Source organism: Mycobacterium sp. NPDC050441 (assembly GCF_040655355.1).
Lineage (GTDB): Bacteria > Actinomycetota > Actinomycetes > Mycobacteriales > Mycobacteriaceae > Mycobacterium.
Genome location: NZ_JBFAJS010000016.1, coordinates 12,711 through 38,905 on the forward strand (window position 1 = coordinate 12,711; position 26,195 = coordinate 38,905).

General features: G+C 64.1%; 27 protein-coding genes and 1 pseudogene. 21 read left to right on the forward strand and 7 right to left on the reverse strand.

Annotated elements, in window-relative coordinates; translation table 11 throughout:
* Positions 1–19 precede the first annotated feature (19 nt).
* From AB0I14_RS31375 to AB0I14_RS31390, 4 genes are all read left to right on the forward strand, one after another.
* A complete protein-coding gene (locus tag AB0I14_RS31375; protein ID WP_358030658.1) occupies positions 20–643 on the forward strand; it encodes a carboxymuconolactone decarboxylase family protein in 624 nt (207 codons plus the stop codon).
* A gap of 83 nt (positions 644–726) precedes the next feature.
* Complete coding sequence (locus AB0I14_RS31380) at positions 727–2,328, forward strand: GMC family oxidoreductase N-terminal domain-containing protein (RefSeq protein WP_358030660.1); 1,602 nt, start codon at positions 727–729, stop codon at positions 2,326–2,328.
* Between the two features lie 73 nt (positions 2,329–2,401).
* Positions 2,402–2,887 carry a hypothetical protein gene (locus AB0I14_RS31385; RefSeq protein ID WP_358030664.1) on the forward strand — a complete coding sequence of 162 codons (486 nt, stop codon included), beginning with the start codon at positions 2,402–2,404 and terminating at the stop codon, positions 2,885–2,887.
* A 113-nt stretch (positions 2,888–3,000) separates the two neighbouring features.
* Positions 3,001–3,771, forward strand: a complete 771-nt coding sequence (locus AB0I14_RS31390) for an SDR family oxidoreductase (RefSeq protein ID WP_358030667.1) — start codon at positions 3,001–3,003, stop codon at positions 3,769–3,771.
* 63 nt (positions 3,772–3,834) lie between these two features.
* Here AB0I14_RS31390 and AB0I14_RS31395 read toward each other — a convergent pair whose 3' ends face one another.
* Positions 3,835–4,656, reverse strand: a complete 822-nt coding sequence (locus AB0I14_RS31395) for a mycofactocin-coupled SDR family oxidoreductase (protein ID WP_358030670.1) — start codon at positions 4,654–4,656, stop codon at positions 3,835–3,837.
* A gap of 1 nt (position 4,657) precedes the next feature.
* Positions 4,658–5,845, reverse strand: coding sequence for a cytochrome P450 (locus AB0I14_RS31400; protein WP_358030673.1), 1,188 nt, complete (start codon positions 5,843–5,845; stop codon positions 4,658–4,660).
* A 152-nt stretch (positions 5,846–5,997) separates the two neighbouring features.
* Between AB0I14_RS31400 and AB0I14_RS31405 the strand changes: the two genes are divergently transcribed.
* The 6 genes from AB0I14_RS31405 (at position 5,998) to AB0I14_RS31430 (ending at position 11,549) form a co-directional block, all read left to right on the forward strand.
* Positions 5,998–6,771 (forward strand): SDR family NAD(P)-dependent oxidoreductase, encoded by a 774-nt coding sequence (locus AB0I14_RS31405; RefSeq protein ID WP_358030676.1) that lies wholly within the window; start codon positions 5,998–6,000, stop codon positions 6,769–6,771.
* Positions 6,772–6,843: 72 nt separating this feature from the next.
* Entirely contained in the window at positions 6,844–7,074 is a 231-nt protein-coding gene (locus AB0I14_RS31410) for a ferredoxin (protein WP_358030900.1), read from the forward strand.
* Positions 7,075–7,084: 10 nt separating this feature from the next.
* Positions 7,085–8,452 (forward strand): cytochrome P450, encoded by a 1,368-nt coding sequence (locus AB0I14_RS31415; RefSeq protein WP_358030902.1) that lies wholly within the window; start codon positions 7,085–7,087, stop codon positions 8,450–8,452.
* Between the two features lie 21 nt (positions 8,453–8,473).
* Positions 8,474–9,337, forward strand: a complete 864-nt coding sequence (locus tag AB0I14_RS31420; RefSeq protein ID WP_358030679.1) for an SDR family NAD(P)-dependent oxidoreductase — start codon at positions 8,474–8,476, stop codon at positions 9,335–9,337.
* A gap of 10 nt (positions 9,338–9,347) precedes the next feature.
* Complete coding sequence (locus AB0I14_RS31425) at positions 9,348–10,274, forward strand: TIGR03564 family F420-dependent LLM class oxidoreductase (RefSeq protein WP_358030682.1); 927 nt, start codon at positions 9,348–9,350, stop codon at positions 10,272–10,274.
* A 96-nt stretch (positions 10,275–10,370) separates the two neighbouring features.
* The gene (locus AB0I14_RS31430) at positions 10,371–11,549 is read left to right on the forward strand and encodes an acyl-CoA dehydrogenase family protein (protein ID WP_358030685.1); all 1,179 of its coding nucleotides are present in this window, start codon (positions 10,371–10,373) and stop codon (positions 11,547–11,549) included.
* Positions 11,550–11,561: 12 nt separating this feature from the next.
* On the opposite strand, the gene AB0I14_RS31435 is transcribed toward AB0I14_RS31430, so the two are convergent.
* The gene (locus AB0I14_RS31435; protein WP_358030688.1) at positions 11,562–12,206 is read right to left on the reverse strand and encodes a TetR/AcrR family transcriptional regulator; all 645 of its coding nucleotides are present in this window, start codon (positions 12,204–12,206) and stop codon (positions 11,562–11,564) included.
* Between the two features lie 141 nt (positions 12,207–12,347).
* Here AB0I14_RS31435 and AB0I14_RS31440 point away from each other — a divergent pair, with 141 nt between their 5' ends.
* Positions 12,348–12,911, forward strand: a complete 564-nt coding sequence (locus AB0I14_RS31440; RefSeq protein ID WP_358030691.1) for a nuclear transport factor 2 family protein — start codon at positions 12,348–12,350, stop codon at positions 12,909–12,911.
* Positions 12,912–12,990: 79 nt separating this feature from the next.
* Entirely contained in the window at positions 12,991–13,425 is a 435-nt protein-coding gene (locus AB0I14_RS31445; protein WP_358030694.1) for a nuclear transport factor 2 family protein, read from the forward strand.
* A 62-nt stretch (positions 13,426–13,487) separates the two neighbouring features.
* Here AB0I14_RS31445 and AB0I14_RS31450 read toward each other — a convergent pair whose 3' ends face one another.
* The gene (locus AB0I14_RS31450; RefSeq protein WP_358030697.1) at positions 13,488–14,429 is read right to left on the reverse strand and encodes an LLM class F420-dependent oxidoreductase; all 942 of its coding nucleotides are present in this window, start codon (positions 14,427–14,429) and stop codon (positions 13,488–13,490) included.
* Between the two features lie 78 nt (positions 14,430–14,507).
* On the opposite strand from AB0I14_RS31450, the gene AB0I14_RS31455 reads away from it, so the two are divergent.
* Genes AB0I14_RS31455 through AB0I14_RS31465 form a run of 3 tightly spaced genes read left to right on the forward strand, consistent with a single transcriptional unit; the run spans position 14,508 to position 18,239 of the window.
* Entirely contained in the window at positions 14,508–15,527 is a 1,020-nt protein-coding gene (locus tag AB0I14_RS31455) for an NAD-dependent epimerase/dehydratase family protein (RefSeq protein ID WP_358030700.1), read from the forward strand.
* Positions 15,524–17,152: an NAD(P)/FAD-dependent oxidoreductase gene (locus AB0I14_RS31460; protein ID WP_358030703.1), complete on the forward strand. Its 1,629-nt coding sequence runs from the start codon at positions 15,524–15,526 to the stop codon at positions 17,150–17,152. Before AB0I14_RS31455 ends, AB0I14_RS31460 begins: the two co-directional genes overlap by 4 nt.
* Positions 17,153–17,183: 31 nt before the next feature.
* Positions 17,184–18,239 (forward strand): alpha/beta hydrolase, encoded by a 1,056-nt coding sequence (locus AB0I14_RS31465; RefSeq protein ID WP_358030905.1) that lies wholly within the window; start codon positions 17,184–17,186, stop codon positions 18,237–18,239.
* Here AB0I14_RS31465 and AB0I14_RS31470 read toward each other — a convergent pair.
* A complete protein-coding gene (locus AB0I14_RS31470) occupies positions 18,222–18,833 on the reverse strand; it encodes a TetR/AcrR family transcriptional regulator (protein WP_358030706.1) in 612 nt (203 codons plus the stop codon). The genes AB0I14_RS31465 and AB0I14_RS31470 overlap by 18 nt on opposite strands.
* Before the next feature lie 64 nt (positions 18,834–18,897).
* Between AB0I14_RS31470 and AB0I14_RS31475 the strand changes: the two genes are divergently transcribed.
* The 4 genes and pseudogenes from AB0I14_RS31475 to AB0I14_RS31490 all read left to right on the forward strand — a co-directional run.
* Positions 18,898–19,992: a phosphotransferase gene (locus tag AB0I14_RS31475; protein WP_358030710.1), complete on the forward strand. Its 1,095-nt coding sequence runs from the start codon at positions 18,898–18,900 to the stop codon at positions 19,990–19,992.
* A complete protein-coding gene (locus AB0I14_RS31480) occupies positions 19,989–20,366 on the forward strand; it encodes a nuclear transport factor 2 family protein (RefSeq protein ID WP_358030712.1) in 378 nt (125 codons plus the stop codon). Before AB0I14_RS31475 ends, AB0I14_RS31480 begins: the two co-directional genes overlap by 4 nt.
* Positions 20,363–21,427: a TIGR03857 family LLM class F420-dependent oxidoreductase gene (locus AB0I14_RS31485; RefSeq protein WP_358030714.1), complete on the forward strand. Its 1,065-nt coding sequence runs from the start codon at positions 20,363–20,365 to the stop codon at positions 21,425–21,427. Before AB0I14_RS31480 ends, AB0I14_RS31485 begins: the two co-directional genes overlap by 4 nt.
* A gap of 90 nt (positions 21,428–21,517) precedes the next feature.
* Positions 21,518–21,751, forward strand: a pseudogene (locus tag AB0I14_RS31490) (FAD-dependent oxidoreductase); the annotation flags it as partial.
* Positions 21,752–21,846: 95 nt separating this feature from the next.
* Here the strand turns inward: AB0I14_RS31490 and AB0I14_RS31495 are convergent.
* Positions 21,847–23,343 carry a carboxyl transferase domain-containing protein gene (locus AB0I14_RS31495; RefSeq protein ID WP_358030717.1) on the reverse strand — a complete coding sequence of 499 codons (1,497 nt, stop codon included), beginning with the start codon at positions 23,341–23,343 and terminating at the stop codon, positions 21,847–21,849.
* A gap of 155 nt (positions 23,344–23,498) precedes the next feature.
* Here AB0I14_RS31495 and AB0I14_RS31500 point away from each other — a divergent pair, with 155 nt between their 5' ends.
* On the forward strand, positions 23,499–24,554 hold the full coding sequence (locus tag AB0I14_RS31500) for an LLM class F420-dependent oxidoreductase (RefSeq protein WP_358030720.1): 1,056 nt from the start codon (positions 23,499–23,501) through the stop codon (positions 24,552–24,554).
* Entirely contained in the window at positions 24,551–25,786 is a 1,236-nt protein-coding gene (locus AB0I14_RS31505) for a cytochrome P450 (protein WP_358030723.1), read from the forward strand. The genes AB0I14_RS31500 and AB0I14_RS31505 overlap by 4 nt, the downstream gene beginning before the upstream one ends.
* On the opposite strand, the gene AB0I14_RS31510 is transcribed toward AB0I14_RS31505, so the two are convergent.
* Positions 25,775–26,140, reverse strand: a complete 366-nt coding sequence (locus AB0I14_RS31510; protein WP_358030725.1) for a VOC family protein — start codon at positions 26,138–26,140, stop codon at positions 25,775–25,777. The genes AB0I14_RS31505 and AB0I14_RS31510 overlap by 12 nt on opposite strands.
* Positions 26,141–26,195 lie beyond the last annotated feature (55 nt).

A 26,195-nucleotide genomic window follows, 5' to 3' on the forward strand; every position in this document is an offset into this window, starting at 1 on the left:
TACCAGTCATGCTGTACGAATGTACAGTGTGGAGATGACGTCAGATGAGCACCCGGGAGCAGGCCCTCGGATAGCGCCGGTTCCTCCGGCGGATTGGGATGAGAAGGCCGTTGGCGCAGTGGTTTCGGCGTTATCGGAAGCGGCGGTGCGCGAGTTTCGGAAGGTGGGTGCGGCGCCGAATGTGCTGGCGACGATGGTTCATCATCCGGCACTGGCCGAGGCCTTCAACAGATTTGGCAGTGTGCTGTTGCGCGAGCCTGTGATCGGCCACCGGGAACGCGAGTTGATGCTGCTGCGGGTGGCTTGGCGAACCCGCGCGCAGTACGAATGGGTCCACCACGTGCGTCTGATTACGCAGTATGGGCTCGACGCTGACGATGTGCAGGGTGTGATCGACGGTGTGTGCGATCGCTGGTCGCCGCTGGAGTGTGATCTTGTCGACGCGACCGATCAGTTGCTCGATACCTATCGCATCGACGATGCGACCTGGGGTCGGCTGGCCCGGCATCTCGATGAACGCCAGTTGGTCGAATTGCCATTCATTGTTGGCGCATACACCTGCCTGGCAATGGCATTCAACAGCTGGAACCTTCAGGTGGAAGGCGGTGTCGACGTGAGCGCTGTCCCACCTCTGCCGGGCTGATTTCCGATTGCGATGTGCCAAGCCCCATGAATATTGTACGGTCGTACAGCGCGTCGGCGCCGGCAACTGAGGAGGGGCACATCATGACCAGCTTTGACTACATCATTGCGGGAGCGGGATCCGCCGGATGTGTGCTGGCCAATCGCCTCACCGAGGATCCCGGCGTGCGCGTCCTGCTGCTGGAAGCAGGTGGCGCTGACCGCAATCCACTGTTCTTGGTTCCCAAGGGATCCGGCAAGCTTTTCGAGAGCCCGAAGCACATGTGGCACTACCAGACGACGCCGTTTGGTCCGGATGGTCACTCCGAGCAATGGATGCGCGGCAAGGTGATCGGCGGTTCGAGTTCGATCAACGGAATGATCTACAACCGGGGGAGTCGCGCCGACTGGGACGAGATCGAGAGGCTCGGCAACAAGGGGTGGGGTTGGGGTCAGATGCTGCCCATCTTCAAGGGTTTCGAGGACAATGTGTTCGGGCCCTCTGCCACCCGTGGATCCGGCGGCCCGCTGCATATCTCCGTGCCCCGAGATCCCGATCCCCTGTGTGATGAGATGGTCGCGGCGGGGGAGGCGCTCGGACTGGCGCGGGTACAGGACATCAATGAGTCGGATGGCGAACGTATCGGGTATGCCACATCGACGATCAGGAACGGCCGGAGGGTGAGCGCCGCGACGGCGTTTCTGAAGCCGGCTCTGCATCGCCCCAATCTCACCGTTGCGGCCAACACGGTGGTGCAGAAGCTCGTGTTCGAGAGTGGCCGGGCGGTCGGAGTCGAGGTTGCACGCTGCGGTGTGACCGGGATGATGCGGGCCACCCGCGAGGTGATCGTGTCGCTCGGCAGCCTCAATACCCCCGTACTGCTGCAGTTGTCGGGGATCGGTCCGCGTGAGGTGCTTACCTCCGCAGGTGTCGAGGTGTACTTGGATCGAGACAAGGTGGGTCGGGGTCTCCGTGAACATCGATGCGCCACCATGCGGTTCCAACTCAAGGAAGATCTCGGCTACAACCGTCTGCTATCCAGTTTTGTCGGCCAGGCAGTGACCGGCGCGAAGTACCTCGCCACACGTAAAGGCCCTTTGGCTGCACCGTCTTTCGACATTGTTGGCTTCGCGAAATCCCGGCCTGATGTCGAGCGTCCGGACGCTCAGCTGATGCTAGGTCCCTGGACGATACCGCCCTACAACCTCGGGGAGCCGGTGGCCATCGAGCGTCAGGCCGGGGTTTCCTGCTTGGGTATGGTGCTGCGGCCGACTTCGGAGGGTTCCATCGAAATCACCTCCGCCGATCCGCAGGCCGCGCCGCGGATCAATCCGAACTACCTTGGCACCGAATACGACCGCGCCGCCACCGCGGATCTGGTCCGCCGGATGCGCGCCCTGTTCGAGCAGTCGCCGATCGCCGAGCGGATCAGTCACGAGACCTACCCGGGGCCGATGGTTCAATCCGACGACGCGCTCGTCGACTCAGTGCTGACCGGCGGTTACTGCGGATACCACGCTGCCGGTAGCTGCGCCATGGGCCCCGACGATGACGATGTGGTCGATGGTCGGCTGAGGGTGCGCGGAGTCGAAGGGCTTCGCGTAGTGGACTGTTCGGTCCTGCCGACAATGGTCGCCGGAAACCTCAACGGGCCGATCATGGCGATGGCGTGGCAGGCGGCGGACCTGATCCTGCAGGGTCTCTGAGCTCGATCGAGGGCGACAGGCGGTCGGTGCGGTCGCAACGCCCGCCCATGTGCAGCGACAAAAGGAGAATCTTGTGGAATTTGTGGACCCGGGCCGTGATCTCGTAGCGGCCGTATCCGTGGCGGTGGCGGCAACTGCCGTGGCGGTGGTGGCGGCGGTACCAGCTCTTGCCGACCCCCGGGTACCCAACGACGTCTGGATTCAATGCACCGGATTCTCCGGGCCCAATACGCAGTGGCCGCATGCGCTCTCGGGATGTGCTTCTCGGAGTTCGGACAACGGTTCGGGGCAGACGATGCGCACTGCGCCGGGAAGCGAGACGATCACGTGGGCTGCGCCGTTCGAGAGTGGTAAGAGCTTCCAGTTGGTCAACATCGCGAACACGGTGCTCGGGCCATCTCCCGATTGCCCGGCGGATCATCCGGTCAAGGCCAACGTGTCGGGCAGCATCGAAGCCGGCGGCCAGTACGGCGGATCGTCCGTCACCGCTGTCATCTGTGCCAACGCCACCGACTTCCTGCTGCAACCCGGAACATTCTTCGTCATTCACAAGAATTGATGCGCCTCGGCGCCTCGGCTATGCGCACGCAATCCGGATGCTATACGATCGTACAGGCCGCTTGTTTGACATCCACTTGTCGGCACGGCTATCGCCCAACCCCAAGGAGTTTCATGACCAGCCGATTCTCGCTAGAGGGCCGAGTGGCCGTCATCACGGGTGGCGGCACCGGAATCGGCCGCGGAACGGCACTCGTGCTCGCGGAACACGGTGCCGACGTGGTGCTTGCGGGACGGCGCCCCGGCCCGCTGGAGGCGACTTCGAAGGAGGTCGTCGATCTGGGGCGCCGGGCACTTCCCGTGTCGACCGACGTCACCACCGCGGACGCCTGCGACGCGCTGATCGACAAGACGGTCGGCGAGTTCGGGCGAGTTGACATCCTGATCAACTGTGCCGGCGGCGCAGAGACGAAGTCGATCATGAGATTCCCGGAAGACGAATTCGAACGGGTGCTGGCGCTCAACTTCAAGGCCGTCTGGCATCTGTCGAAGGCTGCTGCCCGCCTGATGATCAGTCAGGGTAAGGGATCAATCGTCAATATCTCCTCTGGCGCAGGCCTATTGGCGATGCCTCAGGCGGCGCCTTATGGCGCCGCAAAGGCTGCCGTGAACAACCTGACGGGATCAATGGCAGCCGCCTGGGCCAAGAAAGGTGTGCGGGTCAACGCGATCGCCGTCGGTGCGGTGCGGGCTGCGACACTGACCGACGATGCGGCACGGTACGGCCTCGATCCCGAGGCGATCGCCTTGACCAATGGACTGGGTCGACTCGGCGAGCCTGACGAAATCGGCTACGGTGCCCTGTTCTTCGCGTCTGACGCCTCCAGCTTCTGCTCCGGTCAGACGCTGTACATGCACGGCGCGCCGGGGCCTGCAGGGGTATGAACGCATGCATGTGGACCCCGACAGAACTTGTCGGGGTCCACACGCATTTGACGCTGTGTGCGGTTACTTGACGGCGAATCCGGCGTCGACCGGCAGCGTCATCCCCGTGATGTAACGGGCGGAGTCACCGATGAGAAACAGCACGGCGTTGGTCACGTCGATGGGTTCCACGAACGGGACGGGAAGCAAATTCCCCGACATGGCACTGGAGTCGGGGTTGGCCTCGAGAACGCGCGCCATGTGATCGTTGAAGATCATGGGCGTCGCGACGCCCGTCGGATGGATTGAGTTGACCCGAATATGGTGCGGTGCGTAGGCATAAGCAGCCGATCTCATCAGGCCGACGACACCATGCTTGGATGCCGCGTAGGCGAAGGTGGACGCACTGCCGTCACCGCCTCGGCCCACGAGTCCCTGCATCGAGCTGATCAGGACGATCGATCCGCCGGTCTGCTTGCGGATGATCGACGGCGCGGTGGTCGCGATGGTGTGCCACGCGCCGTTCAGATTGGTGTCGACGATATCCCGGTACACCTGGGCGTCCATCGGATCCGTGAGCCCCATCCCGACTACGCCGGCGTTCGCCACCACCACGTCGATGTCGCCGAATTCGGCTGTTCCCGAATCGATTCCTGCCTGAAGCTCGCCTAAATCACGCACGTCGGCGACGACTGTCTTGATGCGGCCTCCGGCCTCGGTCACCAGGCGGGCGGTCTCGTCGAGGTCGGAGGGTCTGGCCAGCGGATAGGGGATGGACTCGACATCGGCGCAGCGGTCGATGGCAATGATGTCGTACCCCTCGGCTGCGAGTGCCACGGCGTGGCTGCGTCCTTGGCCGCGGGCAGCGCCGGTGATGACTGCGACCCGGGTGATTGTCGCGGTCATATCAGGAGACAACCGCCGGCATGCTGTCCCACCCGCGCACGGTCGAGGTACGTGATCGTCGTGCTCCCGACATGTTGATCTCCCACTCGGGCCACCGTTTGAGCACCTCCTCGAGAGCCACCCTGCCTTCGAGGCGCGCCAGGGGTGACCCCACACAGAAGTGCGGTCCGCGCCCGAACGTCAGATGGCCGCCGGGCTTGCGGTGAACGTCGAACTTGTCAGGGTCGTCGAAATGTCGTTCATCGCGGTTGGCCGAGGCAAGCATGAGCAGCAGGGGCTTCCCGGCGGGCACGACCTGTCCCTGGAAGGCGACATCGTCGTTGGTGATGTACCGCGCGACGTGTGGGCCCGGTGGCTCGTAACGGAGTAGCTCTTCGATCGCCGTCGGGATGAGGGCGTGATCTTCGGCCAATTCCTTGCGCTGCTCGGGGTGTTCGGCCAACACCTTGCCCATCCAGCCGAACAGACGGCCTGTCGTCTCGACACCCGCGCCGGCGACGACGGCCAAGAACACGATGAGCTCCTGCTTGGCCAGTTTTCGGGTGGTTCCGTTCTCGTCGACGAACTCGACATTGAGCAGTTCGGTGATCAAGTCGTCGGAGGGGTTCTTCTCGCGCCATTCGACGTATTCGCCGAACATCTCACCGGTGAAGTAGCGGTCTTTCTTGATCTCCATCGGCTTGCCCGGCTCGTTGCGCAATACCTGATTGGCATGCTCGCGAACCGCAGGCTGCTCGGCGTCCGGGATGCCGGCGAGCATGCCGATCGTGCGCATCGGCAGCTCGGCGCCCAGGTCCCCGACGAAGTCGAACCGGTCTCCACCGACGAGTGGGTCCAGGCAGGCGACGCAGAACGCGCGGATCTTATCTTCGATGGCGCGCATCTTCTTCGGTGTGAATGCCCGGGACACGATGGCCCGGTGGATCGTGTGAAGTGGCGGATCCTCATTGATGAATATCCCCGGAGGCATCACCGGGTCCGTCATGACGACTTCGAGGATGTCGCCTTTGGCTGAGCTCAGCCGGGCAGTGTCTTTGAGGGCCGCATCCACATCGGCGTAGCGACTGATACCCCAGAAGTCGTGCCGCTCGTTGTAGTACACCGGGCACTCGTCACGCAGCCGCCGGTATGTGGGATAGGGATCCAGGTCGATGTCGAAGTCCCATGGGTCGTAATACAAATCGGTCAACATCGGCTCCTCGGCAAGGGTTGTCCACGCACGTGTGACGCGTCTGCTGTACGACTGTATAGGATGGCTCGATCGGCCGGCAACCATTTCGATGGCTCCGCACTGTTGTGTGGCGATCTGGCATCAGCTATACATATGTACAGCATTGTTCGATGCCGGCCACAGATGAGGAGCCGTGTGAGTTGAGTCGTACAGCAGTGGTGACCGGCGGTGGGTCCGGATTGGGCCGGACAATCAGCGCCAAACTCGCGGCCGATGGACACCGGGTAGCGGTGATGGATGTCAACGCCGAAGCAGCCGAGAAGGTGGTCGCCGAAGTACGGGCAGCCGACGGGATGGCCGCAGCGGTAGCTGTCGACGTATCGGATGAGTCGTCGGTGATCGATGGATTCAACGTTGTCCGTGACACTTTCGGCCCGGTGGAGATTCTCGTGACCAGTGCCGCGATTGCGGGTTTCACCCGGTTCGACAAAATCACCCTGGACGAGTGGAACCGTTATCTGGCGGTCAATCTCACCGGGACGTTCCTGTGTGCCCGCGCCGCCCTCTCCGATATGGTCGCCGCCGGCTGGGGCCGCATCGTGACCATCTCATCGGCGGCCGGTCAGCAGGGCGCTCCCCGCCAGGGGCACTACTCGGCGACCAAGGGCGGGGTCATCGCGATGACCAAGACCATCGCGCTGGATTACGCCAAGAAGGGCATTACCGCCAATACCGTTCCGCCGTTCGTGATCGATTCGCCGATGCTGCGCAAACAGCAAGAAGAGGGCAAGCTGCCCCGAACGGAACTTCTCACGCAAGCCATTCCGGCCGGGCGTCTCGGAGCCGGGACCGACGTCGCCGCGGTGTGTTCCTTTTTGTGTTCTGACAGTGCCGGTTACGTGAACGGGCAAGTGATCGGTGTCAACGGCGGGGCCGTCGTGTGATGGCGACACATCGGACACTCCTGGGAATGTCATTGTTCGGGGAACGAGGTGAGAGATAGCGTGCGCATCAGAGTGGATTCTGAGCGGTGCCAGGGGCACACGCTATGCGCCATGATCGCCACGGAGTCGTTCGAACTGGACGACGTGGACGGTCATGCCCGTGCCGTCGTCGAAGACGTTCCCGACGAACACCGAGACGGGGTGCTGGAGGCGGTCAACTCCTGCCCGGAACAAGCCATCGAAGTCCTTATTGACCGAGTGGCTTCGGCTCGTGCAGCTCATGGCCGACGAATGGGGAAATGACGTGAGCACCTTGTCCGACAGCGCTGCCGACTCCTCGAATCACGCTGGGCCGCCGCGCTTCCACTTCGACCGACACCGGTCGGACTACCGTGAGAACTTCCTGGACATCACCCACGAGATGCAGCGCAAGTGCCCGATCGCCTGGACCGATACCTACGACGGCCACTGGGTCGCTGCCGGTAGTAGCGAGGTCTTCGAACTCGCACGGTGTCCACACATCTCCAACGACCACGACGTGCACAACGAACGGCGCGGGTACAAAGGCATCTCCATACCGCTGATGGTCGATGCGGAGAACTTCCGCGGCGGAATGCTGGAGATGGATGACCCCGAACACCGTTTCTATCGCACCGCGCTGAATCCGTACCTCTCACCGGCGGCGGTGCGGCGCTGGGAACCCTTCGTCGATGAGATCGTTCGGGCATGCATCGATGACCACATCGAGAGCGGGCAGATCGATTTCGTCGACGATCTGGCCAACGTGGTGCCGGCTGTTTTGACCCTGGCCATGCTCGGGGTGCGGCTGGACAAGTGGACGCTCTACAACGAGCCTGCGCACGCTTCGGTGTACACGCCGCCTGACTCGCCGGACGCCGCACGCGTGCGTGAACAGTACATGGCCATGGGCGTAGACCTGTTCACCAATCTGGTGGAGATACGGGAACAACCCCGACCGGGAATCATCGACGCCTTGGCGAATCTACGGATCGACGGCGAAGCACCCCCGGATATCGAACTGATCGGGATGCTCAATCTGCTGATCGGCGGAGGTTTCGACACCACGACAGCCCTCACCGCGCATGCCCTGGAGTGGCTCGCCCAGAATCCTCGTGACAGGACACGCCTCAGCACCAGCCGTGCGGATCTGCTGAATCCCGCCACCGAGGAATTCCTTCGCTATTTCACTCCGGCACCCGGTGATGCCCGGACGGTCGCGCAAGATATGAACCTCAGTGGCGCGGTGTTGCAGGAGGGCGAGCGACTCTGGCTGTCCTGGGCTATGGCCAATCGTGATCCTGCCGTGTTCAGCGATCCCGACGAAGTGATTCTCGACCGAAAGGGCAACCGCCACTTCAGCTTCGGTCTCGGCGTACACCGGTGCATCGGCTCCAACGTGGCACGGACCGTCTTCAAGTCGATGCTCACCGCCGTGCTCGACCGTATGCCGGATTACCGATGCGATGCAGCGGGCACCGTCCACTACGACAGCATCGGCGTCATTCAGGGCATGCGTCATCTGCCGGCCGGCTTCACGCCGGGAAAACGGCTGGGACCCGGTGTTGCCGAGACCGTGGAGAAGCTGCAGTTCGTCTGTGATGAACAGGGACTCGCGCGGCCGATCACGGAATTCAAAGAAGCAGCGAAGATTTCCGACTGAATCACGTCTGGAAGGGCAAGAATGACCAGCACCACACCGGTCGCCGTCGTAACGGGAGCCAGTCGAGGCGCCGGCGCAGGCATAGCTCAGGCGCTCGGCAGCCACGGCTGCACCGTCTATGTCACCGGGCGCACCCGCGACAGCACCCCGAAACGCCAAGCGGGCACGATCGACGAGACCGCCGCCCGCGTAACGGCCGCAGGCGGAACCGGGATCGCAGTCGCAGTAGACCACGGCGATGACGGTCAGGTCGAGGAGATGTTCGGGCAGATCGCGCGCGACCACGGCCGGGTTGACATCCTGGTCAACAACGCGGCGATCATCCGCGACGAGATGATGGGCCGGACCAAGTTTTGGGAAGAGCCGATCAACGTGATCGACACGTTCGACGTCGGATTGCGCAGCAGCTATGTTGCCACCGTCCACGCGGCACCGCTGATGCTCCCGCAACACAAAGGGCTCGTTGCCTTTTCGTCGTCGTCAGGTGCCGTGCACTACGCATTTGGTCCTGCCTATGGCGTGCCGAAAGCGGCGACCGACAAGATGGCCGCTGACATGGCCTTCGATCTGCGCGAGTTCGGCGTTGCCGCGGTTTCGATCTGGATGGGTTCACTGCTTACCGACCGAGTTCGCAAGATCATCGCCGCCAAACCCGAGAAGTTCGGGCACATCCTTGATACCGCTGAAACACCCGAGCTGACGGGGCATGTCATCTGGGCGCTGTACAACGATCCCGATCTGATGGAGGTCACCGGGCAGACACTGATCGGCGCGGAACTCGCCGTCAAGTACGGCATCGCCGATGAGGATGGCCGTCAACCACCGTCGTACCGCGACATGTTCGATGTGCATCCGCCCCGCCAGTACACGCACGTGATGCGTTGAGGGTGTGGCGATGCGTATCGGCTTGACCGGCAGCGGATCGACGGTCGACAAGATCATCGGTCAGGCTCAGCAGGCCGAGGCCGACGGATTCAGTGCGCTGTGGTACGCCAGCGCTGTCGCGGGGGATCCCTTGGTGGCCATGGCGATCGCCGGACGTGCGACCTCATCGATAGAACTCGGCACCGCAGTGTTGCAGACCTATCCATGTCATCCGCTGTTGCAGGCAAACCGGGTTGCGGCCGCGTCGAATGCGATGGGCAGACCAGGTTTGACTCTCGGCATCGGACCCTCCCACGAGCCGGTGGTACGCGACGTTCTCGGTCTGTCCTACGCACAGGCCGCCCAGAACACCGACGAGTACCTCCGCATCCTCGCCGCCCTGTTGCGCGCCGAGGACATCGACGTCACGGGAGAACACTGGTCGTTGCGAAGCCACGGCCGGATGGTCAACGTCGACCAACGAGTGCCCGTTCTGCTCGCGGCCCTCGGGCCGAGAATGGTGCGTATTGCGGGTGAGCACGCCGACGGTGTGGTGCTGTGGATGGCAGCCCCCAAGGCGATCGAAACACATATTGCCCCGGGCCTTTTCAAGGCGGCAAAGGAAGCCGGACGACCAGCATCCCGGATCGTGGCCGGACTTCCCGTCGCGGTGCACTCCGACACCCGCGAAGCGCGCCAGGCGGTCGCGGCAACCTCGGAGGGCTATGCCGGCATGGCCAACTATCAGCGGATCATCGAGGCGGGTGGGGGATCGTCGGCAGCCGATCTCGCCATTGTGGGCGATGAGGATGCAGTGCGCGCCGGCCTGCAACACCTACTCGATGCCGGTGCGACGGACATCTGGGCTCAACCTGTCGCGGTCGGCGCTGACCGCGACGCACGGCGGGCATCTCTGCGTCGAACGCACGGTCTTCTGCGCGAACTCGTGCAGGAATGAAAATCGAAACGAGGTCGCAATGCCGGAACGGATGATCTTCACGCCGGCGGCTATCGGAGCATGTTCAGCCATGGATGACCCGCAGGAGGAGACATAGTGCAGCTCGACTTCGCTCCGACGGTGGAGGCATTCCGCGCCGAGTTCGTGGAATTCTTGGACACGCATCTACCGGATGCCGCGCTCGCAGCCACGGAGCGTTCGTCGTCGAGCGCGCACGTTCCGGAATGGGCGCGACAATGGCAGCGCCTGATGTTCGACAACGGTTGGTTGCAACCCGGATACCCGCCCGAGTTCGGGGGTCGCAACGCGACCGTCGTTCAGCAGTACGTGTACTTCGAGGAACTCTCTCGCCGTCGGGTGTATCAGACGTTCAATCCCCAAGGTGTGGGAATCATCGCCGCATCACTCATCCACTTCGGAACACCGGAACAGCAGAGTCGTTGGGCGATACCGATTCTGCGCGCGGAAATGACAGCGGCGCTGGGAATGAGCGAACCCGGGGCCGGATCCGATCTGGCGTCATTGCGTACCCGTGCCGTACGCGACGGCGACCACTTCGTCGTCAATGGTCAGAAGGTATGGACGTCCGGCGCACACGACGCTGACGTGCTGTTCACCCTGGTCCGAACTGATCAGAACGCACCGAAACACAGGGGCATCAGTGTCCTGCTGATCCCCACCGATCTGGCGGGCGTGACCCGCCGGCCGTTTGCATCAGCCTGCGGCCCTGACGACATCGATTTCAACGAGGTGTTCTTCTCCGACGCGCGTGTGCCCGTCGACAATCTCGTCGGTGAACTCAACGGGGGATGGCGGGTGGCCAGCGGCTCACTAGGCCATGAGCGGACCCTGCTGTGGCTGAGTTACGCCGACCGGTTGCACGAGTTCATCGAGGACTGGAGACCTGCGTCGGACCTGGACCGCGACGCCTATGCGACGTTGGTCATGGACGACTGGGCGCTGCGCCTGATGGGTTCAGCGGAGCTCGCCAGAGCCGCCCGGGGAGTGGACGACCCGTCCAGGATGTCGGTGCTGAAACTGATGGGCTCCGAGGCGATTCAAGCGGCAGCCGAGGCCGCCTTCAACAATTCGGGTACCGACGCGCTTACCGATCCCGCTCAGACGGGTTCCTTCTCGCCCTACCACCTCGAGAGCTACACCAGTAGTTGGTTCACCCGCTACCTGCGCAGTTTTGGAGCGACCATCGCCGGTGGAACATCAGAAATTCAACGCAACATCATCGCCCAACGCACACTCGGACTGCCGCGCGCTTAGCCCGCGGATGGCCTAGCGCGCGGTCTGTGTCTTACGCCGGCGTGGCGCAGCTTTCTTCTTCGGTGAGACCGGCGGCTCAACGAGGTCCAGGTAGCGTTCGAACGCTTCGATGACCTCCGCATGTGCGGTTTTGACGCCGATACCTTTCTCGAGGTTGAGGAACTTGGGCAGCCCGGAGATGAGCACCTGCAGTGCGGGCAAGGAGAGGTCCCCGATCGGCCGAGCGTCCTCGCCGAACTTGGCTATCAGTGCGTCGAGTTGCATCTTGCGCACATTTTCGGTGACCTTGGCGATCTCGGTGCGGATCGATTTGCGATGGTTGCCCAGCGCCATGAACTCGGTTATCAGGGCACCGGTGGCCTCATCCCAGCTGTACTCCCATACGGCTCGCAGCGGATCGTCTGCGCGTGATGTGAGTAGCTCGGAGAGGTGACTGATCCCGCGTTCGGAGTACCGCCGGATCGCGGCGACGAAGATGTCGTCGAGGGTGGGGAAGTAGTACTGCACCAAACTGGGAGTCACCTCGGCCTTTGCGGCCAGCGCACGGTACGTGACGCTCGCATAGCCCTCGCTGAGCATCATCCGCTCGACACAATCCAGCAGAGTGTCCCTGGTCTTGGACGTTTCGGCGCCCACCCGTCGCGACGATGCTGCCATGGTCTCCTCGCTCGGTCGATACAAGCATTTTGACACTCGATAACTGCTGTACGGTCGTATAGTCTAATTCGGGAGTTGTCTACGCACGTGAACGTGCGTCCGAGACACGCGTTTCCTTCACCTGACTGAGCAGGAGTTCCGATGACCGTCGATTCCGCCCTGAATGGGCTTCAGCGAGATGTGCGGTATCTGCTGGACCGAACCGAGATCCTCGACTGCGTTGCCCGCCATGCCCGTGGATGCGACCGGCACGACATCGACCTCATAACTTCGGCTTACCATCCTGACGGCGTCGATGAACACGGTCATGCCGTCAATGCGGGAACCGACTATGGTGCATGGGCCAACGAGACCCACGCTGAAACATCCCGCGTGCACACCCACAACATCACCACGCACACCTGTGAGATCAACGGCGACACCGCGCATGCGGAGAGTTACGTGATCGTCGTTCTGATCGGAATCGACGGCAAGAGTGCCCAATTCATCACCGGACGTTACATTGACCGGCTGGAGCGCCGAGATGATCAGTGGCGCATCTCCGTTCGCCGATCGACCGTAGAAGGAATGTTCCTCGCCGATGCACGGGTGCTGCAGTCGTCCTTCTTCACCGAGAAGGGCTATCTCGTCGGCACCCGCGACCGAGCCGACCTGTCCTATGACCGTCCGCTATCCACGGAAACCCCGGCGCCGGCGCGTTGGTAGCGGTCTCCGACCGCGGCGGGTAGCGGCTGGTCCCCGAAGTCATTACGGTATACATTTCGGTGGCTACCGAGGAGGCGTTATGACCGACGACATCGAGGCGATCAAGCAGCTCAAGGCCCGGTATTGCCGGTTCCTGGACACCAAGGACATCGATGCGTGGCGGGGATTGTTCGTCGACGATGTCGTGGTGACACTCGACATGGCCGTGTCGACCGGGGGTGCCGATCCGCAGACCGCCCCACCGCTGAACAGCTTCGACGAGTTCTTCCCGGTGGTGTGGGGCGGTGTAGAGCATGCGGCGACGGTGCACCACTGTCATACCCCGGAGATCATGCTGACTTCTGACACCACCGCAACCGGCATCTGGGCGATGGAGGACATGTTGTACTTCCCTGATGGCGGTGAGCTGCACGGGGCTGGGCATTATCACGAGACCTATGAAAAGCGTGACGGCACTTGGCAGATCACCAGTCTTCACCTGACCAGGACCCTATTGAAGTTCAAGACTGCGTAGCCGGCACGCTGGCCGCGTGCGTAACACGGTGGCGGGAAATCGCGCGGATCACCGCCACAGCGTTACGAACGTGATGCCGAGACACCGCGCTCTGCAGCAGGATTCATTTCCTCGCTGAACGCCTTGATGTAATCGAGCGCGGCTTCCGGGCTGCTGCCGTCCACATGCACGACCGCCCAGGTGGCGCCGTGGTCTTCCAGTTCGGCGAGAACCTCACGCGCGCGACGCAGCGAGGCTTCGTCATCCAGCTCGACCGGTGGGCACACCACCTGGATGTCGACCGAGTCCGGGTCACGGCCGGCATCGGTGAGGCGGTTGCGCAATCGCTGCACGGCGGTGCCGAACTGGCCGGTGTCCTCGATGGCGGCGGTACGCATGGCCGACGCCATACCTGCCGCGGCGATGATCGGCATCCACCCGTCACCGTGTTCGACCACGCGCCGGATCGCGGCGGCGCCGTTCCCGCCGATCCAGATGGGTGGGTGGGGCCGCTGTAAGGGCCGTTGCAGCCAGACTGGCCCGACCGCCGCGAAATCAGCTCCGGAAGAAGGTGTTTCGGGTTCGGTCCAGATGGAGCGCAATGCGGTGAGGGACTCGTCGAGCAGTTCGGCGCGACGGTCGATGTCCACACCCACCGCCGCGAACTCGGATCGCAGGTAACCCGCGCCGACCCCGGCGATGAGCCGGCCGCCGGACACCAGGTCCAAGCTGCCGAGCGCCTTGGCCGAGAGGTACGGGTTGCGGAACGGCAGCACGTACAGATTGGTCATCAACCGGATATGCGTGGTGGCCGCGGCCATGAAGCTCAGGGCGGCAATCGGGTCCAGAGTGTTGTGGCCGCCGTTGTTCCGCCACTTGGCCGAAGGAGCCGGATGCTCGCTCAACGCGACCGCCGAGAACCCCGCCGATTCGGCCTGGGTGGCGACCGCGCGGATGACCTCCGGCTGCAGGAAATCGTCAGGTGCGGTGGGCAGCTCGCTGGGATATTCCAGGGTGTACTTCATCGATCTCCCCGTTTCGGCACGATACTGTAAGCATTACCGTAGCATCCATCGTTGGTCGTCAGACGGGATGGAGCAGGGATGGATCGCCGACGAAAAGTACTCGTGATGGGCGCCAGCGGAAACGTGGGCGCCTGCGTCACCCGCCAACTCGTCGAGCGCGGTGATGATGTGCGGGTACTGCTGCGTAAGAGCAGTTCCACCAAAGGCATCGACGGTGTCGAGGTCGAACGCTGTTACGGCGACATCTTCGACAGCGAGGCGGTGGCGGCGGCGATGGCCGACCGCGATGTGGTGTTCTACTGCGTCGTCGACACCCGCGCCCACCTGGCCGATCCGGCCCCGCTGTTCTCCACCAACGTCGAGGGCCTGCGCAACGTCCTCGACGTGGCGGTGAATGCCGACCTGCAGCGTTTCGTGTTCCTCAGCACCATCGGAACCATCGCGGTCGGTGACGACGGCGCGACCGTGGACGAGGACACTCCGTTCAACTGGGGCGGCAAGGGCGGTCCCTACATCGAATCCCGGCGCCAGGCCGAGGATCTGGTGCTGTCCTACGCCCGGGAGCGTGCCCTGCCCGCCGTGGCGATGTGTGTGTCCAACCCGTATGGGCCGCCCGACTGGCAACCCAGACAGGGCGCGCTCGTCGCGATGGCCGCGTTCGGCAAGCTACCCGTATACGTGAGAGGCGCCGGCTCCGAGGTGGTCGGGATAGATGACGCGGCCGATGCACTCATTCGGGCCGCCGAACACGGGCGGATCGGCGAACGCTACATCGTGTCCGAAAGGTATATGTCCCAGCGGGAGATGTTCACCACGGCCGCGCAGGCCGTCGGCGCCCGGCCGCCCAGATTCGGAATCCCGATGACCCCGCTGTATGCCTTCGGATGGTTGGCCGGTGTGTCGAATCGGTTGTTCGGCACCGATTTTCCGATGAACCTCACGGCCGCGCGGCTGATGTGGCTGACGTCGCCGGCCGACCACGGCAAGGCGGCCCGTGACTTGGGCTGGACACCCGCGCCGACCGCGGAATCCATCGCCCGCGCAGCACAGTTCTACGTCGACCGCAGGGACCGCAACGAGAAGGTCATCGACCTGTGAGTGCCCAGGACTCGGACTTCGCCTTTGATGCCGTAGTCGTCGGCGCCGGGTTCTCCGGCTTGTACGCGCTGCACCGGCTACGGGAGCAGGGCCTGCGGGTGCAGGTTTTGGAGAAGGCCGACGACGTCGGCGGGACCTGGCTGGTCAACCGGTATCCGGGTGCGCGCTGCGACATCGAGAGCATCGAATACTCCTACAGCTTCAGCGATGAGATCCAGCAGGAGTGGGTCTGGACGGAGACGATGCCGGCTCAGCCGGAAATCGAGGCGTATCTGAACTTCGTCGCCGACCGGCTCGACCTTCGCCGCGATATCGCATTCGATACCGAGGTCGTCGCGATGACCTTCGACGAAGGCACGTCGCACTGGACGGTCACCACCGCCGACGGTCAGACGCTGCGTACCCCGTTCGTAGTGGCGGCCACCGGAATCCTTTCGGTGCCCTTGGAACCCGACATTCCCGGAATGAGCCGGTTCACCGGAACGTCCCTGTTCACCAGCCGTTGGCCGCGCGAGGTCATCGACCTCACGGGCAAGCGCGTCGGGGTGATCGGCACCGGCTCCACCGGGGTGCAACTGATCCCGGTGGTCGCCGCGCAGGCCGCGCAGCTGACGGTGTTCCAGCGTTCACCGGCGTTCACACTGCCCTGGCAGGTGCGCGCGTTCGAGCCCGGCGAGCTCGACGGACTCAAGGCCGGATACGACGACATCCGCGCCGCCCAACGGCTCCATCCGGTGGGCGCGGCGCGGCTCAGTGCGTTCTCGGTGCTGCTCGAGATGCTTGCGCGGCCGCCGGTGAAATCGGCTTCACCCGAGGAGAAACGCCGCGCGGTCGAGGAACACGGCGTGATGGGCGCGCTCAACTGGGGCGATGTCTTCTTCGATATCGACGCCAACCGGATGGCCACCGAACTGTACGGCGAGGCCGTGGCCCGCATCGTCACCGACCCGCTGACTGCGGCATCGTTGACGCCCAGCCATCCGTTCGCGTGCAAGCGCCCGATCATCGACCAGGGCTACTACGAGACGTACAACCGCGACAACGTCGCCCTCGTTGATCTGCGCAAGGGTGCGATCCGCGAGGTGACGGCGACCGGGATATCCACCGAGCAAGGCGATTTCGACCTCGACGTGATTGTGTACGCCACCGGTTTCGACGCAATGACCGGCGCCTTGAGCCGAATCGACGTGCGTGGCCGCGACGGGTTGGTGCTGGGGGAGTACTGGGCCAAGGAAGGCGCCTTGTCCTACCTGGGCGTGGCCGTGGCAGGCTTCCCCAACCTGTTCACCATCCAGGGGCCGGGAAGTCCCTCGGCGGCAACGAACTTCGTGGCTGCCCTGGAGCAACACGTGGAGTGGATTGCGGACTGCATCGCGTACCTGAGGGCCGCCGGGCACCGCCGGATCGAGGCGACCCCACAGGCGCAGGCCGACTGGGTCGAGCACACCACAGCCCTGGTGGCGCCGACGGTGCTGGTGCACCCGAGCTGCAGCTCCTGGTACAACGGCGGCAATGTGCCCGGGAAGAAGCGGATGTACCTGGGCTACACCGCGGGGATCCCCGAGTACCGGCGCCGCTGTGACGCGATCGCCGCTGACGGCTACACGGGATTCACCGTTGCATAGGGCCGCCCGGATCGCCTGGGAGCTCGCTGGCGTGGTGCCGCGTTCTGTTTCAGCGCTCGCCGGCGCGCGGGATTGGCACGCCTTGTCGGTCACCGGGCTGCGCCAACTCGGCGAAGTGACGCTCGACGAGCTGGTGGTCACCGGTATGACGCTGACCGGACCGCCGCCGCAGTTACCGCGACCGCTGGGCGACTATCGGCAGGCTGCCGACGAACTCGGTGCACTCGGCATCGACGGGGCGCATATCTGCCCGGATTCCTTGCAGGCCAAACGCATCCGGCCGCGCCGGTTCGGTGCACTCACCTTCGACGAGCTGATCTTCGACCACGAGCCCGCGCTGCCGGCCTCGGTCCTGGCCGACGGGCACGGCGGTGCAGCCACCGCCAGGGTGCGGCTGTACCGATGTGGAGACTACGCGCGTCCCTGGCTGATCTGGGTGCACGGGGCCGGTCAGGGCGACTCGATGGATCTCCTGGTGGCCCGTGTGCGGCAGTTGCGCGACCTGGGATTCAATGTGGCGCTGCCGGTGCAGCCCGGGCACGGGCCGCGGCGCGGATCCTGGCCGGAGTATCCCGCCCGCGATCCGCTGGCCAATGTGGCCGGGATGATGCGCGCGGTGTCGGAGGTGCGGGCACTGATCGGCTGGCTGGAATCGCAGGCGTCGTCGATCGCGGTGGCCGGGCTGTCGCTGGGTAGCGCTGTGGCGGCACTGGTTTCGCATCTGGACTCTCGCGTCGGCGCAGTGGCGGTCTATACGCCCATCCTCGGCCTCAACACGATGATCGGCCTGCATCTGGGTCGCTGGGGAACGGCGGGGCGGGAGGCCGGCTTGCAGCTGCAGTCCGACACCGTGACGGCGCTGACCTCGGTGATCGATCCGCTGGGCACCATTCCGCAAACCGAGCGTCGCCTGATCGTCGGCGCCTGGCACGACCGGATGGCGATGCGCGATTCGGCACTGGCCCTCCACGAGCGGTGGGGAGGCGAATTGCACTGGCACGACGGCAGTCACATCGGGCATCTGTTCTCGCCCCAGGTGCAGGCTGCGACGAATCGATTCCTCGAACCGCTACGTGCCGTACTGTGAAATGATCCTGCCTCGAACACAATTCAGTTCGTGGTGCAGATCGACTTCCTCTGGCAACACCACCCAGTGGTAGGCAATGCCGAACACCGAGCCGGTGATGTCCTGCCGGGCGGCCTCCGGGTCGATGTCGGGCCGGATCGACCCGTCGCCGATACCGGTCCGCAAGCCAGCCGCGACTTTGAGCGCGGCCCCGCTCAGCTGTGCCCGGACGGCATCGCGCAGTGGGGAAGTGGTCTTGACCGCTTCGAACGCCGAGACGAACATCGCCCGCATCAGTGCCGGGTCCTCGGCGTGGATCTCGTCGATACGGTCGAAGTGTGCGAGCACCTGCTGCAGGCCGGTGGCGCCCGGTTCGGGATCGGGGTTCAGACGCACAACGTACGCCCCCTGGAAGGCCTCCAAGATGGCGTCCTTGCTGCCGTAGCGGGCATGAACCATGGCCCGGCTGTACCCAGCCCGTCGGCCGATCTCGGCGGCAGTAGTTGCCTCCCAGCCTTTTTCGACGATCAGCTGAGCTGCGGCCTGCAGCAGCCGTTGACTGGACATCTCGACGCGTTGCGGTTGGGTCAACCCGCGCTCAGGCGAAGGCACCATTGCATATTAGACGCACAGCAATTATGTTTTTTGTTTAGTGTCAAATAACTGATCTGGGAGTGCGATGGTGACCGACGTCCATGCTTCGGACTCCGCACGGATTCCGGCCGAAATCGACGCGGTGACCGCCGACTGGCTGACGGAGGCGTTGCGCGCCGACCCGGGCCTCCCAGCCACCGCCACTGTGACCGCCATGCGTGCCGAGCAGATCGCGATGGACAGCGGTTTCTCCTCACTGCTGTACCGCCTGCACCTCAGTGGCGATGGGGTGCCACCCACCGTGATCGTCAAACTGCCTGCCCAATCCGAGGCCCGCGGCGCCATGGACATGCTCGGCGGATACCGCCGCGAACTCGCCTTCTATCAACGGATCGCCGGGCACGCGCCGATCGCCACGCCGCACGTGTACACAGCCCTCATAGCCGAAGGTTCCGTCGACTTCGTTCTGGTGATGGAAGACCTGCAGCACTGGGTCAATGCGGACCACCTGGCCGGGCTTTCGCTCGATCAGGCGCGAGTAGCCATCGATCAACTCGCCGGTCTGCACGCGTGGTCGGTCACCGACGCCACCCCGGCGCTGGTCAGCGAATTCCCCAGCCTGGACACCCCGATGGCCCGCGATCTGTTCCTCCCGGCGTTCGGAATGGGATGGCAGGTCTACCGTGAGCACTCGTCGCAGGCCGTCCCGCCCGCGGTCGCCCGGTTCGCCGAGCGCTTCGCCGAACTGGCCCCGCAGGCACTGACCGCACTCACCGAGCGAACGATGCTGCTGCACGGCGACATCCGTGCCGACAACATGTTCTTCGACGGAGATCGCCTCAAGGTGGTGGACTTTCAGTTCGCCAGCCACGGGGCAGGCGCGGCCGACATCGGGTACCTGGTGAGCCAAGGGCTACCCACTGACTTACGGCGCGGCCAGGACCAGGCCCTGCTACGCGCCTATCTGGAGCAACTCGCCGGACACGGGCTGACCGACTATTCGTTCGACGAAGCCTGGCGTCATTACCAGTTCGCGGTGGCGTACCTGATGGTGCTTCCGGTCATCACGTTGGTCGGCTGGGATGCGATGCCGGAACGCTCCCGGCAACTGTGCCTGACATTGGTGGACCGCGCGGTTGCGACCGTCGACGAGATCAATGCCCTGGAGGTGTTCGCATGAGTGTGCGTACCGCCCGTGAGGTCGTCGAACTCTACAACTTGGTGGTGTGGAACAAACGCGACTTCGCTCTCGCCGAAGAGCTGATGGGCGACAGCGTGACTCGTCATGATGTGGGGGAGGCCCAGACACTCACGCATCAGCAGGCCGTCCAGCGCATCGTCGACCACTGGGCGATGTTCGAGACAATCCGGTTCGACCTCAACCTGGTGCTCGCCGGCGAGGACGGCGAGCACGTCACCATCGTCTATGAATCGCCGATGACCTTCCCCGACGGCAATTCCGTGACGATCAGCAGCATGGAGATCTTCCGCGTCGTCGACGGCCGGATCGTCGAAGTCTGGAATTGTGGTTACAAACAAGGAGTTTGGGCATGAGCGAACCGGTTCTCGATGAACTTGGCTACTACCTGTTGGCCGGTGCGGGCGGTGAAGGCCCGGCCGCCCTGATGGACGAGGCGCGCCGCGGTGAGGAACTCGGGTTCGGTACCGCGTTCATCTCCGAACGGTGGAACGTCAAGGAAGCGTCCTCACTCGTCGGCGCAGCCTGCGCGGTGACCGAACGCATGCAGATCGCCACGGCGGCAACCAATCACAACACCCGTCACCCGCTGATCACCGGATCGTGGGCCACCACGATGCACAGGCTGTCCCGGGGCAGGTTCACGCTCGGTATCGGCCGCGGCATCGCCGCGATGTACAACGCGTTCGGGGTACCTGCGGTGACCACCGCGCAGATGGAGGATTTCGCGCAGGTCATGCGCAAGCTGTGGCACGGCGAGGTGATCTTCAACCACGACGGTCCGATCGGCAAGTATCAGGTGCTCTTCCTCGACCCGGACTTCAAGGAGGACATCCGCCTGGCGATCGTGGCCTTCGGACCGCAGACCTTGGCCCTGGGCGGGCGGGAGTTCGACGACGTCATCCTGCACACCTACTTCACCCCGGAGACACTGCAGCGCGCGGTCAAGACCGTCAAAGACGCGGCCGAGCAGGCCGGCCGTGACCCCGACAGCGTGCGGGTGTGGTCCTGCTTCGCCACCGTGGGTGACCACCTGCCCGAGGAACTGCGGCTGAAGAAGACCGTTGCCCGGCTCGCCACGTATCTGCAGGGCTACGGCGATCTGATGGTGCGCACCAACAATTGGGATCCCGCTGTGCTGCAACGGTTCCGGGAAGATCCGGTGGTCACGTCGATCCCGGGTGGCATCGACCACAAGGCCAGTGCCGAGCAGATCGAGCACATCGCGACACTGATTCCCGACGAATGGCTGGAACCGTCGGCCACCGGATCGGCGAGCCAGTGTGTGGACCGCATCCGCCAGGAGTTCGACTACGGCGCCGACGCGGTGATCATGCACGGGGCAACCCCCGACGAGCTCGAGCCGATCGTCACCGAGTACCGGGCTACCAAGGTGTCACCGGGATCCGGGAAATAGGAAAAGCAGGGGCGTCATCCGCTCCCTGCCACTTCTAACATATGGCGCACCCGGGGTCTTGCGGCAAGACCCCGGTGGTGTTGTGGCGAGCGCGGGCGTCTCTACGAACTGATGCACGCCGGCCGCGGACTCTTGCTCGATCAGACCGACCGACTCTCGGTGGATGATTGGGCGGATCGCGTCGACCACGTCGTCGACGTCAGCGCCGAGCTGGATGTGCCCGCGGTGCTGCTGCGGCCCGATGGACATGTGGCGTGGGTCGGTGAGGATCAGCAGGACCTCGAGAGTCACCTGCCGACGTGGTTCGGCGCTGAGACGTGCTGATGGTTTGGGCACAGACGGTCCTGCGTGAGTGCGCGCAAGATGCCGATGAAACACGGCGTTTCGACCGGAAGACCCGCACGCTCGCGGTGCTGGGGCTACGGCGTGATCAGGGTGCGGGATACGGGCTCGGCGACCGCCTGACGGCTGAAGATGCCGTGCTGCAGGGTGACCAGCAGCGCGTTGCGGGTTTCCTCGGGTGAGATGAGCTCATCGAAACCGAGGTGGCCTGCGGACCGGAAGGACGCCTCCAGCTCCATCTTCTTGAGCACCTCCGTGTAATCCTCACCGGCATGGGTGGCGGCGCTGAGTGCCGCCGCGCCCATCGCGCCCATGGTCGCCCCGGGATAGGCGAACGTGGCGACCTGATCGTCAAACCCCAGCAGCGACATCACCATTGACCCGAACCCGAAGGCCTTGCGCAATGTCACGTGCAGTTTGAGGGTGGTGGCCGCGGTCTGGGCGGCGAACATGCGTGCCCCGCTGCGCAGCACTCCGCTGCGCTCGGATTGGCTGCCCGGCAGCATGCCGGGATTGTCGGCGAGGAACACGATCGGCAGGTGGAACGAATCGGCAACGGTGATGAAATGGGCTGCCTTGTCGGCGGCGTCGGCGTCGATCGAACCGGCCATCACCTGTGGCTGGTTGGCCACCACGGCGACCGGATAGCCGCCCAGATGGGCCAGCGCACAGATGATCGCGCGACCGAATTTCGGTTGCACCTCGAACCAGTCGGGGCGGTCGAAGATCTCGTCGATCACCGCGCGCATGTCGTAGATCTGGCGGTTGTCCCGGGACACGATGTCGAGAATCTCGGGGGTGGGTCTCGGGTCTGCGGTGTCATCGGCAAGCCGGGTCGGCGGATACGACCATGCGCTGGACGGGAAGTAGGACAGGTAGCGCCGGATGTCGTCGATGACCGTCTCGTCGTCCTCGGCGTAGTTGTGAATCACGCCGCTGGCCAGTGCCACGTTGGGACCGCCGAGATCCTCCTTCGAGATATCCTCTCCGGTCGACTCTTTCACCACCGGGGGCCCGGCGGTGAAGATCGCTCCCTGATGGCTCATGATGCTGAAGTCGCACACGGGCGCCACCAGGGCGCCGTGGCCGGCCGACGGACCGAGGATCGCCGAAACGGTGGGCACCTTTCCCGAACATCTCGCCTGGGCGATCAGGTCGGTCGGTGTGCGTCCGTAGTGCTCGCCGCTGGGGCGAAAACCCGCGCCCTCCAACAACATCACCAGTGGGATCTTGTTGCGCAGGGCCAACTCGGCGAGCCGATACCGTTTGGCGTTGCCGCCCGGGCCGATGCTGCCGGCCAGCGTGGTGAAATCCTCGGCTCCCACCATCACCGGTGTGCCGTCAATGCGGCCCGCGCCCGCTATGAGGCCGTCGGCGGCGATGTCGCCGCCGACCAGCGTCCCGAACTCCTGAAAGGTTCCGGGATCCAGCAGCCGTGCGATCCGCGCCCGGGCGTCGAGCTTGCCCTTGCCGTGGTGCTTGGCCAACCGCTCGGGACCGCCCATGCCGTGGGTGTGCTCACGGCGACGAGCAAGGTCCTCGAGTGTTTCCTTCCACTCCGGGTCGTTCGTCATGCCGGCGTCCTTGTCATGCCACTGTCCTCACTCGTCGCGCAGTGCCCTGGGGGCTCAGCCTACCGCCGTTGACCATACTGAATTGCTTACTGTAGCGTCGATCAGGTGGTCGGGATGCACATGGGCGGACAACATGGCAAAGGCGCGCACCAGCGATGAGTGACGAAGTTCCCCGAAGCGTCAAGATCGATCGCGGCGTCCCCAGCCGGCTGGCCGAAGTGCCGGACATCGCCCGTGAACTCGAGGCGAGCGGCTACGACGGATGCTGGACCGGCGAGATCAACCACGACCCGTTCCTGCCCCTGGCGATGGCGGCCGAGCACACCCAGCGGATCCAGATCGGCACCAGCATCGCGGTGGCCTTCGCGCGGAATCCGATGACGATGGCCCAGTTGGGTTGGGATCTGCAGACTTACTCGGGCGGACGTTTCATCCTCGGACTGGGCACCCAGATCCAGCCGCACATCGAGAAACGCTTCAGCATGCCGTGGAGTCATCCGGCGCGCCGCATGCGCGAGTACATCGAAGCGTTGCAGGCGATTTGGGGCTGTTGGCGCGACGGCACCAAGCTGCGGTTCGAGGGCGAGTTCTACACCCACAAGATCATGACGCCGATGTTCACCCCGGAACCGTCGGCGCTGCCGTTTCCCAAGGTGTTCCTTGCCGCGGTGGGTGAACTGATGACCGAAGTGTGCGGCGAGGTGGCCGACGGGCTGCTGGCCCACGCGTTCACCACCCGGCGCTATCTGGACGAGGTGACCACGGTCGCGTTACAGCGCGGGATGGACCGCAGCGGGCGTGACCGTGGCGACTTCGAGTTGTCCTGTCCCGTCTTCGTGGTCACCGGTGCCGACGAAAAGGAGATGGCTGCGGCATCGGTCGCGACCCGCAAACAACTCGCGTTCTACGGTTCGACGCCGGCCTACCGCAAAGTCCTGGAACTGCACGGCTGGGGTGATCTGCACACCGAATTACACCGATTGTCGCTGGCCGGCCAGTGGGACGCGATGGGCGAGCTGATCGACGACGAAGTGCTCGGTGCATTCGCCGTGGTCGCACCGATCCCCGAATTGGCCGCGGCGTTGCGGCGCCGCTGCGACGGTGTCATCGACCGCGTGCTGCCCGGCTTTCCCGCCGCTGTGTCCCCGGAAACCGTCAATGCGGTGCTGCAGGAGTTTCGCGAATGCCCGTCAGTGAGGAGCAACGTATGACCGTCCGCACGATCGATGATGCCGCCAGGATGTTCGCCGATCCATCGGCATATACCGACGAGGAGACGTTGCACACGGCGCTGACTCACCTGCGGGCGAACTCCCCGGTGTCCTGGGTCGAGGTTCCGGAGTACGCCCCCTTCTGGGCGATCACGAAGCACGCAGACATCATGGAGATCGAGCGCGCCAACGACATCTTCACCAACTCGCCGCGCCCGGTACTGGTTACTCACGAGGGCGACGAGCAGCAGGCCGCGATCGGCATCCGCACGTTGATCCACACCGACGACCCGCTGCACCGTGACCTGCGGGCCATCGGAGCCAACTGGTTCAGGCCAAAAGCCATGCGCGCGTTAAAGGATCGTGCTGACGAACTGGCCAAGCGGTTCGTCGACAGAATGGTCGACGAAGGGCCCGAATGCGACTTCGTGCAGCAGGTCGCCGTCAACTATCCGTTGTACATGATCATGACGCTGCTCGGTGTGCCCGAGACTGACTTTGCGTTCATGCTCAAACTCACCCAGGAGCTGTTCGGCAGCGACGATGACGAGTTCAAGCGCGGCACCAGTATGGAAGAGCAGGGCATGGCGCTGCTCGAGATGTTCCAGTACTTCACCGAATTGACTGCCTCACGTCGGGCGAATCCGACCGACGACCTGGCTTCGACGATCGCCAACGCCACCTTGGACGGGGAACCGCTATCCGATATCGACACGGTCTCCTATTACGCGATCATCGCCGCGGCGGGCCACGACACCAGTAGTGCCAGCATCTCCGGCGGCATGCACGCGCTGCTGCAGAACCCCGACCAACTCGCCAGGCTGCAGAACGATATGAGTCTGATGCCGCTGGCGGTCGAGGAGATGGTCCGCTGGACGACACCGGTCAAGGAGTTCATGCGCACCGCGCAGCAGGACTACGAGATTCGCGGTGTACGGATTGCGAAGGGTGAATCGGTGCTGCTGTCCTACGTGTCGGGTAATCGCGACGAGGACGTCTTCGTCGACCCGTTCCGCTTCGACATCGGGCGAGATCCCAACAAGCACATCTCGTTCGGCTACGGTGTGCATTTCTGTCTCGGTGCCGCACTGGCCCGGATGGAGATCAACAGCTTCTTTTCCGAACTGCTACCGAGGCTGTGCTCGGCAGAGCTGGCCGGCGTGCCGCAGCACATGGCTACCACGTTCGTCGGCGGGCTCAAGCACCTGCCGGTGCGGTATTCACTGCGCTAGCGGGCGACGGGCGATCTGAAACAGGTTGCCGTGCGGGTCGGATACCATCGCGCGCCGGTCGCCGTAGGGGGTGTCACGTGGCGGCTCGATGCTTGTCGCGCCGGCGTCGATGGCCCGCTGATAGACACGATCGGCATCCTCGACATACACGTAGAGGAATGAGGGGAACAGCCCACGCTCGCCGACTGAGGTGACCATGATCAATGAGTCGCCGATGTGCATTTCGGCCGGGCGATCGGGATGAACGTCGCCGATGGCGCCGAAGACGGTCCGTAGAAAGTCCACCGCCCCTGCGACGTCGGCGACGACCATGCGCGGCGTGACCGTGTGGTACCCCGGAGGCGGATCGGGCATGCGGCGTACCTTCCCTCCCTCGTCCAGCTTGACGACAGTAGGAAAGGTACGCCTC

Excerpts from the sequence above, each read along its gene's own strand:
- AB0I14_RS31375 (WP_358030658.1), top strand. The coding sequence starts at position 20 with ATGTACAGTGTGGAGATGACGTCAGATGAGCACCCGGGAGCAGGCCCT.
- AB0I14_RS31380 (WP_358030660.1), top strand. The coding sequence starts at position 727 with ATGACCAGCTTTGACTACATCATTGCGGGAGCGGGATCCGCCGGATGT.
- AB0I14_RS31390 (WP_358030667.1), top strand. The coding sequence starts at position 3,001 with ATGACCAGCCGATTCTCGCTAGAGGGCCGAGTGGCCGTCATCACGGGT.
- AB0I14_RS31395 (WP_358030670.1), bottom strand. The coding sequence starts at position 4,656 with ATGACCGCGACAATCACCCGGGTCGCAGTCATCACCGGCGCTGCCCGC.
- AB0I14_RS31405 (WP_358030676.1), top strand. The coding sequence starts at position 5,998 with ATGCCGGCCACAGATGAGGAGCCGTGTGAGTTGAGTCGTACAGCAGTG.
- AB0I14_RS31420 (WP_358030679.1), top strand. The coding sequence starts at position 8,474 with ATGACCAGCACCACACCGGTCGCCGTCGTAACGGGAGCCAGTCGAGGC.
- AB0I14_RS31425 (WP_358030682.1), top strand. The coding sequence starts at position 9,348 with ATGCGTATCGGCTTGACCGGCAGCGGATCGACGGTCGACAAGATCATC.
- AB0I14_RS31435 (WP_358030688.1), bottom strand. The coding sequence starts at position 12,206 with ATGGCAGCATCGTCGCGACGGGTGGGCGCCGAAACGTCCAAGACCAGG.
- AB0I14_RS31440 (WP_358030691.1), top strand. The coding sequence starts at position 12,348 with ATGACCGTCGATTCCGCCCTGAATGGGCTTCAGCGAGATGTGCGGTAT.
- AB0I14_RS31445 (WP_358030694.1), top strand. The coding sequence starts at position 12,991 with ATGACCGACGACATCGAGGCGATCAAGCAGCTCAAGGCCCGGTATTGC.
- AB0I14_RS31450 (WP_358030697.1), bottom strand. The coding sequence starts at position 14,429 with ATGAAGTACACCCTGGAATATCCCAGCGAGCTGCCCACCGCACCTGAC.
- AB0I14_RS31455 (WP_358030700.1), top strand. The coding sequence starts at position 14,508 with ATGGATCGCCGACGAAAAGTACTCGTGATGGGCGCCAGCGGAAACGTG.
- AB0I14_RS31470 (WP_358030706.1), bottom strand. The coding sequence starts at position 18,833 with ATGGTGCCTTCGCCTGAGCGCGGGTTGACCCAACCGCAACGCGTCGAG.
- AB0I14_RS31475 (WP_358030710.1), top strand. The coding sequence starts at position 18,898 with ATGGTGACCGACGTCCATGCTTCGGACTCCGCACGGATTCCGGCCGAA.
- AB0I14_RS31480 (WP_358030712.1), top strand. The coding sequence starts at position 19,989 with ATGAGTGTGCGTACCGCCCGTGAGGTCGTCGAACTCTACAACTTGGTG.
- AB0I14_RS31485 (WP_358030714.1), top strand. The coding sequence starts at position 20,363 with ATGAGCGAACCGGTTCTCGATGAACTTGGCTACTACCTGTTGGCCGGT.
- AB0I14_RS31495 (WP_358030717.1), bottom strand. The coding sequence starts at position 23,343 with ATGACGAACGACCCGGAGTGGAAGGAAACACTCGAGGACCTTGCTCGT.
- AB0I14_RS31500 (WP_358030720.1), top strand. The coding sequence starts at position 23,499 with ATGAGTGACGAAGTTCCCCGAAGCGTCAAGATCGATCGCGGCGTCCCC.
- AB0I14_RS31505 (WP_358030723.1), top strand. The coding sequence starts at position 24,551 with ATGACCGTCCGCACGATCGATGATGCCGCCAGGATGTTCGCCGATCCA.
- AB0I14_RS31510 (WP_358030725.1), bottom strand. The coding sequence starts at position 26,140 with ATGCCCGATCCGCCTCCGGGGTACCACACGGTCACGCCGCGCATGGTC.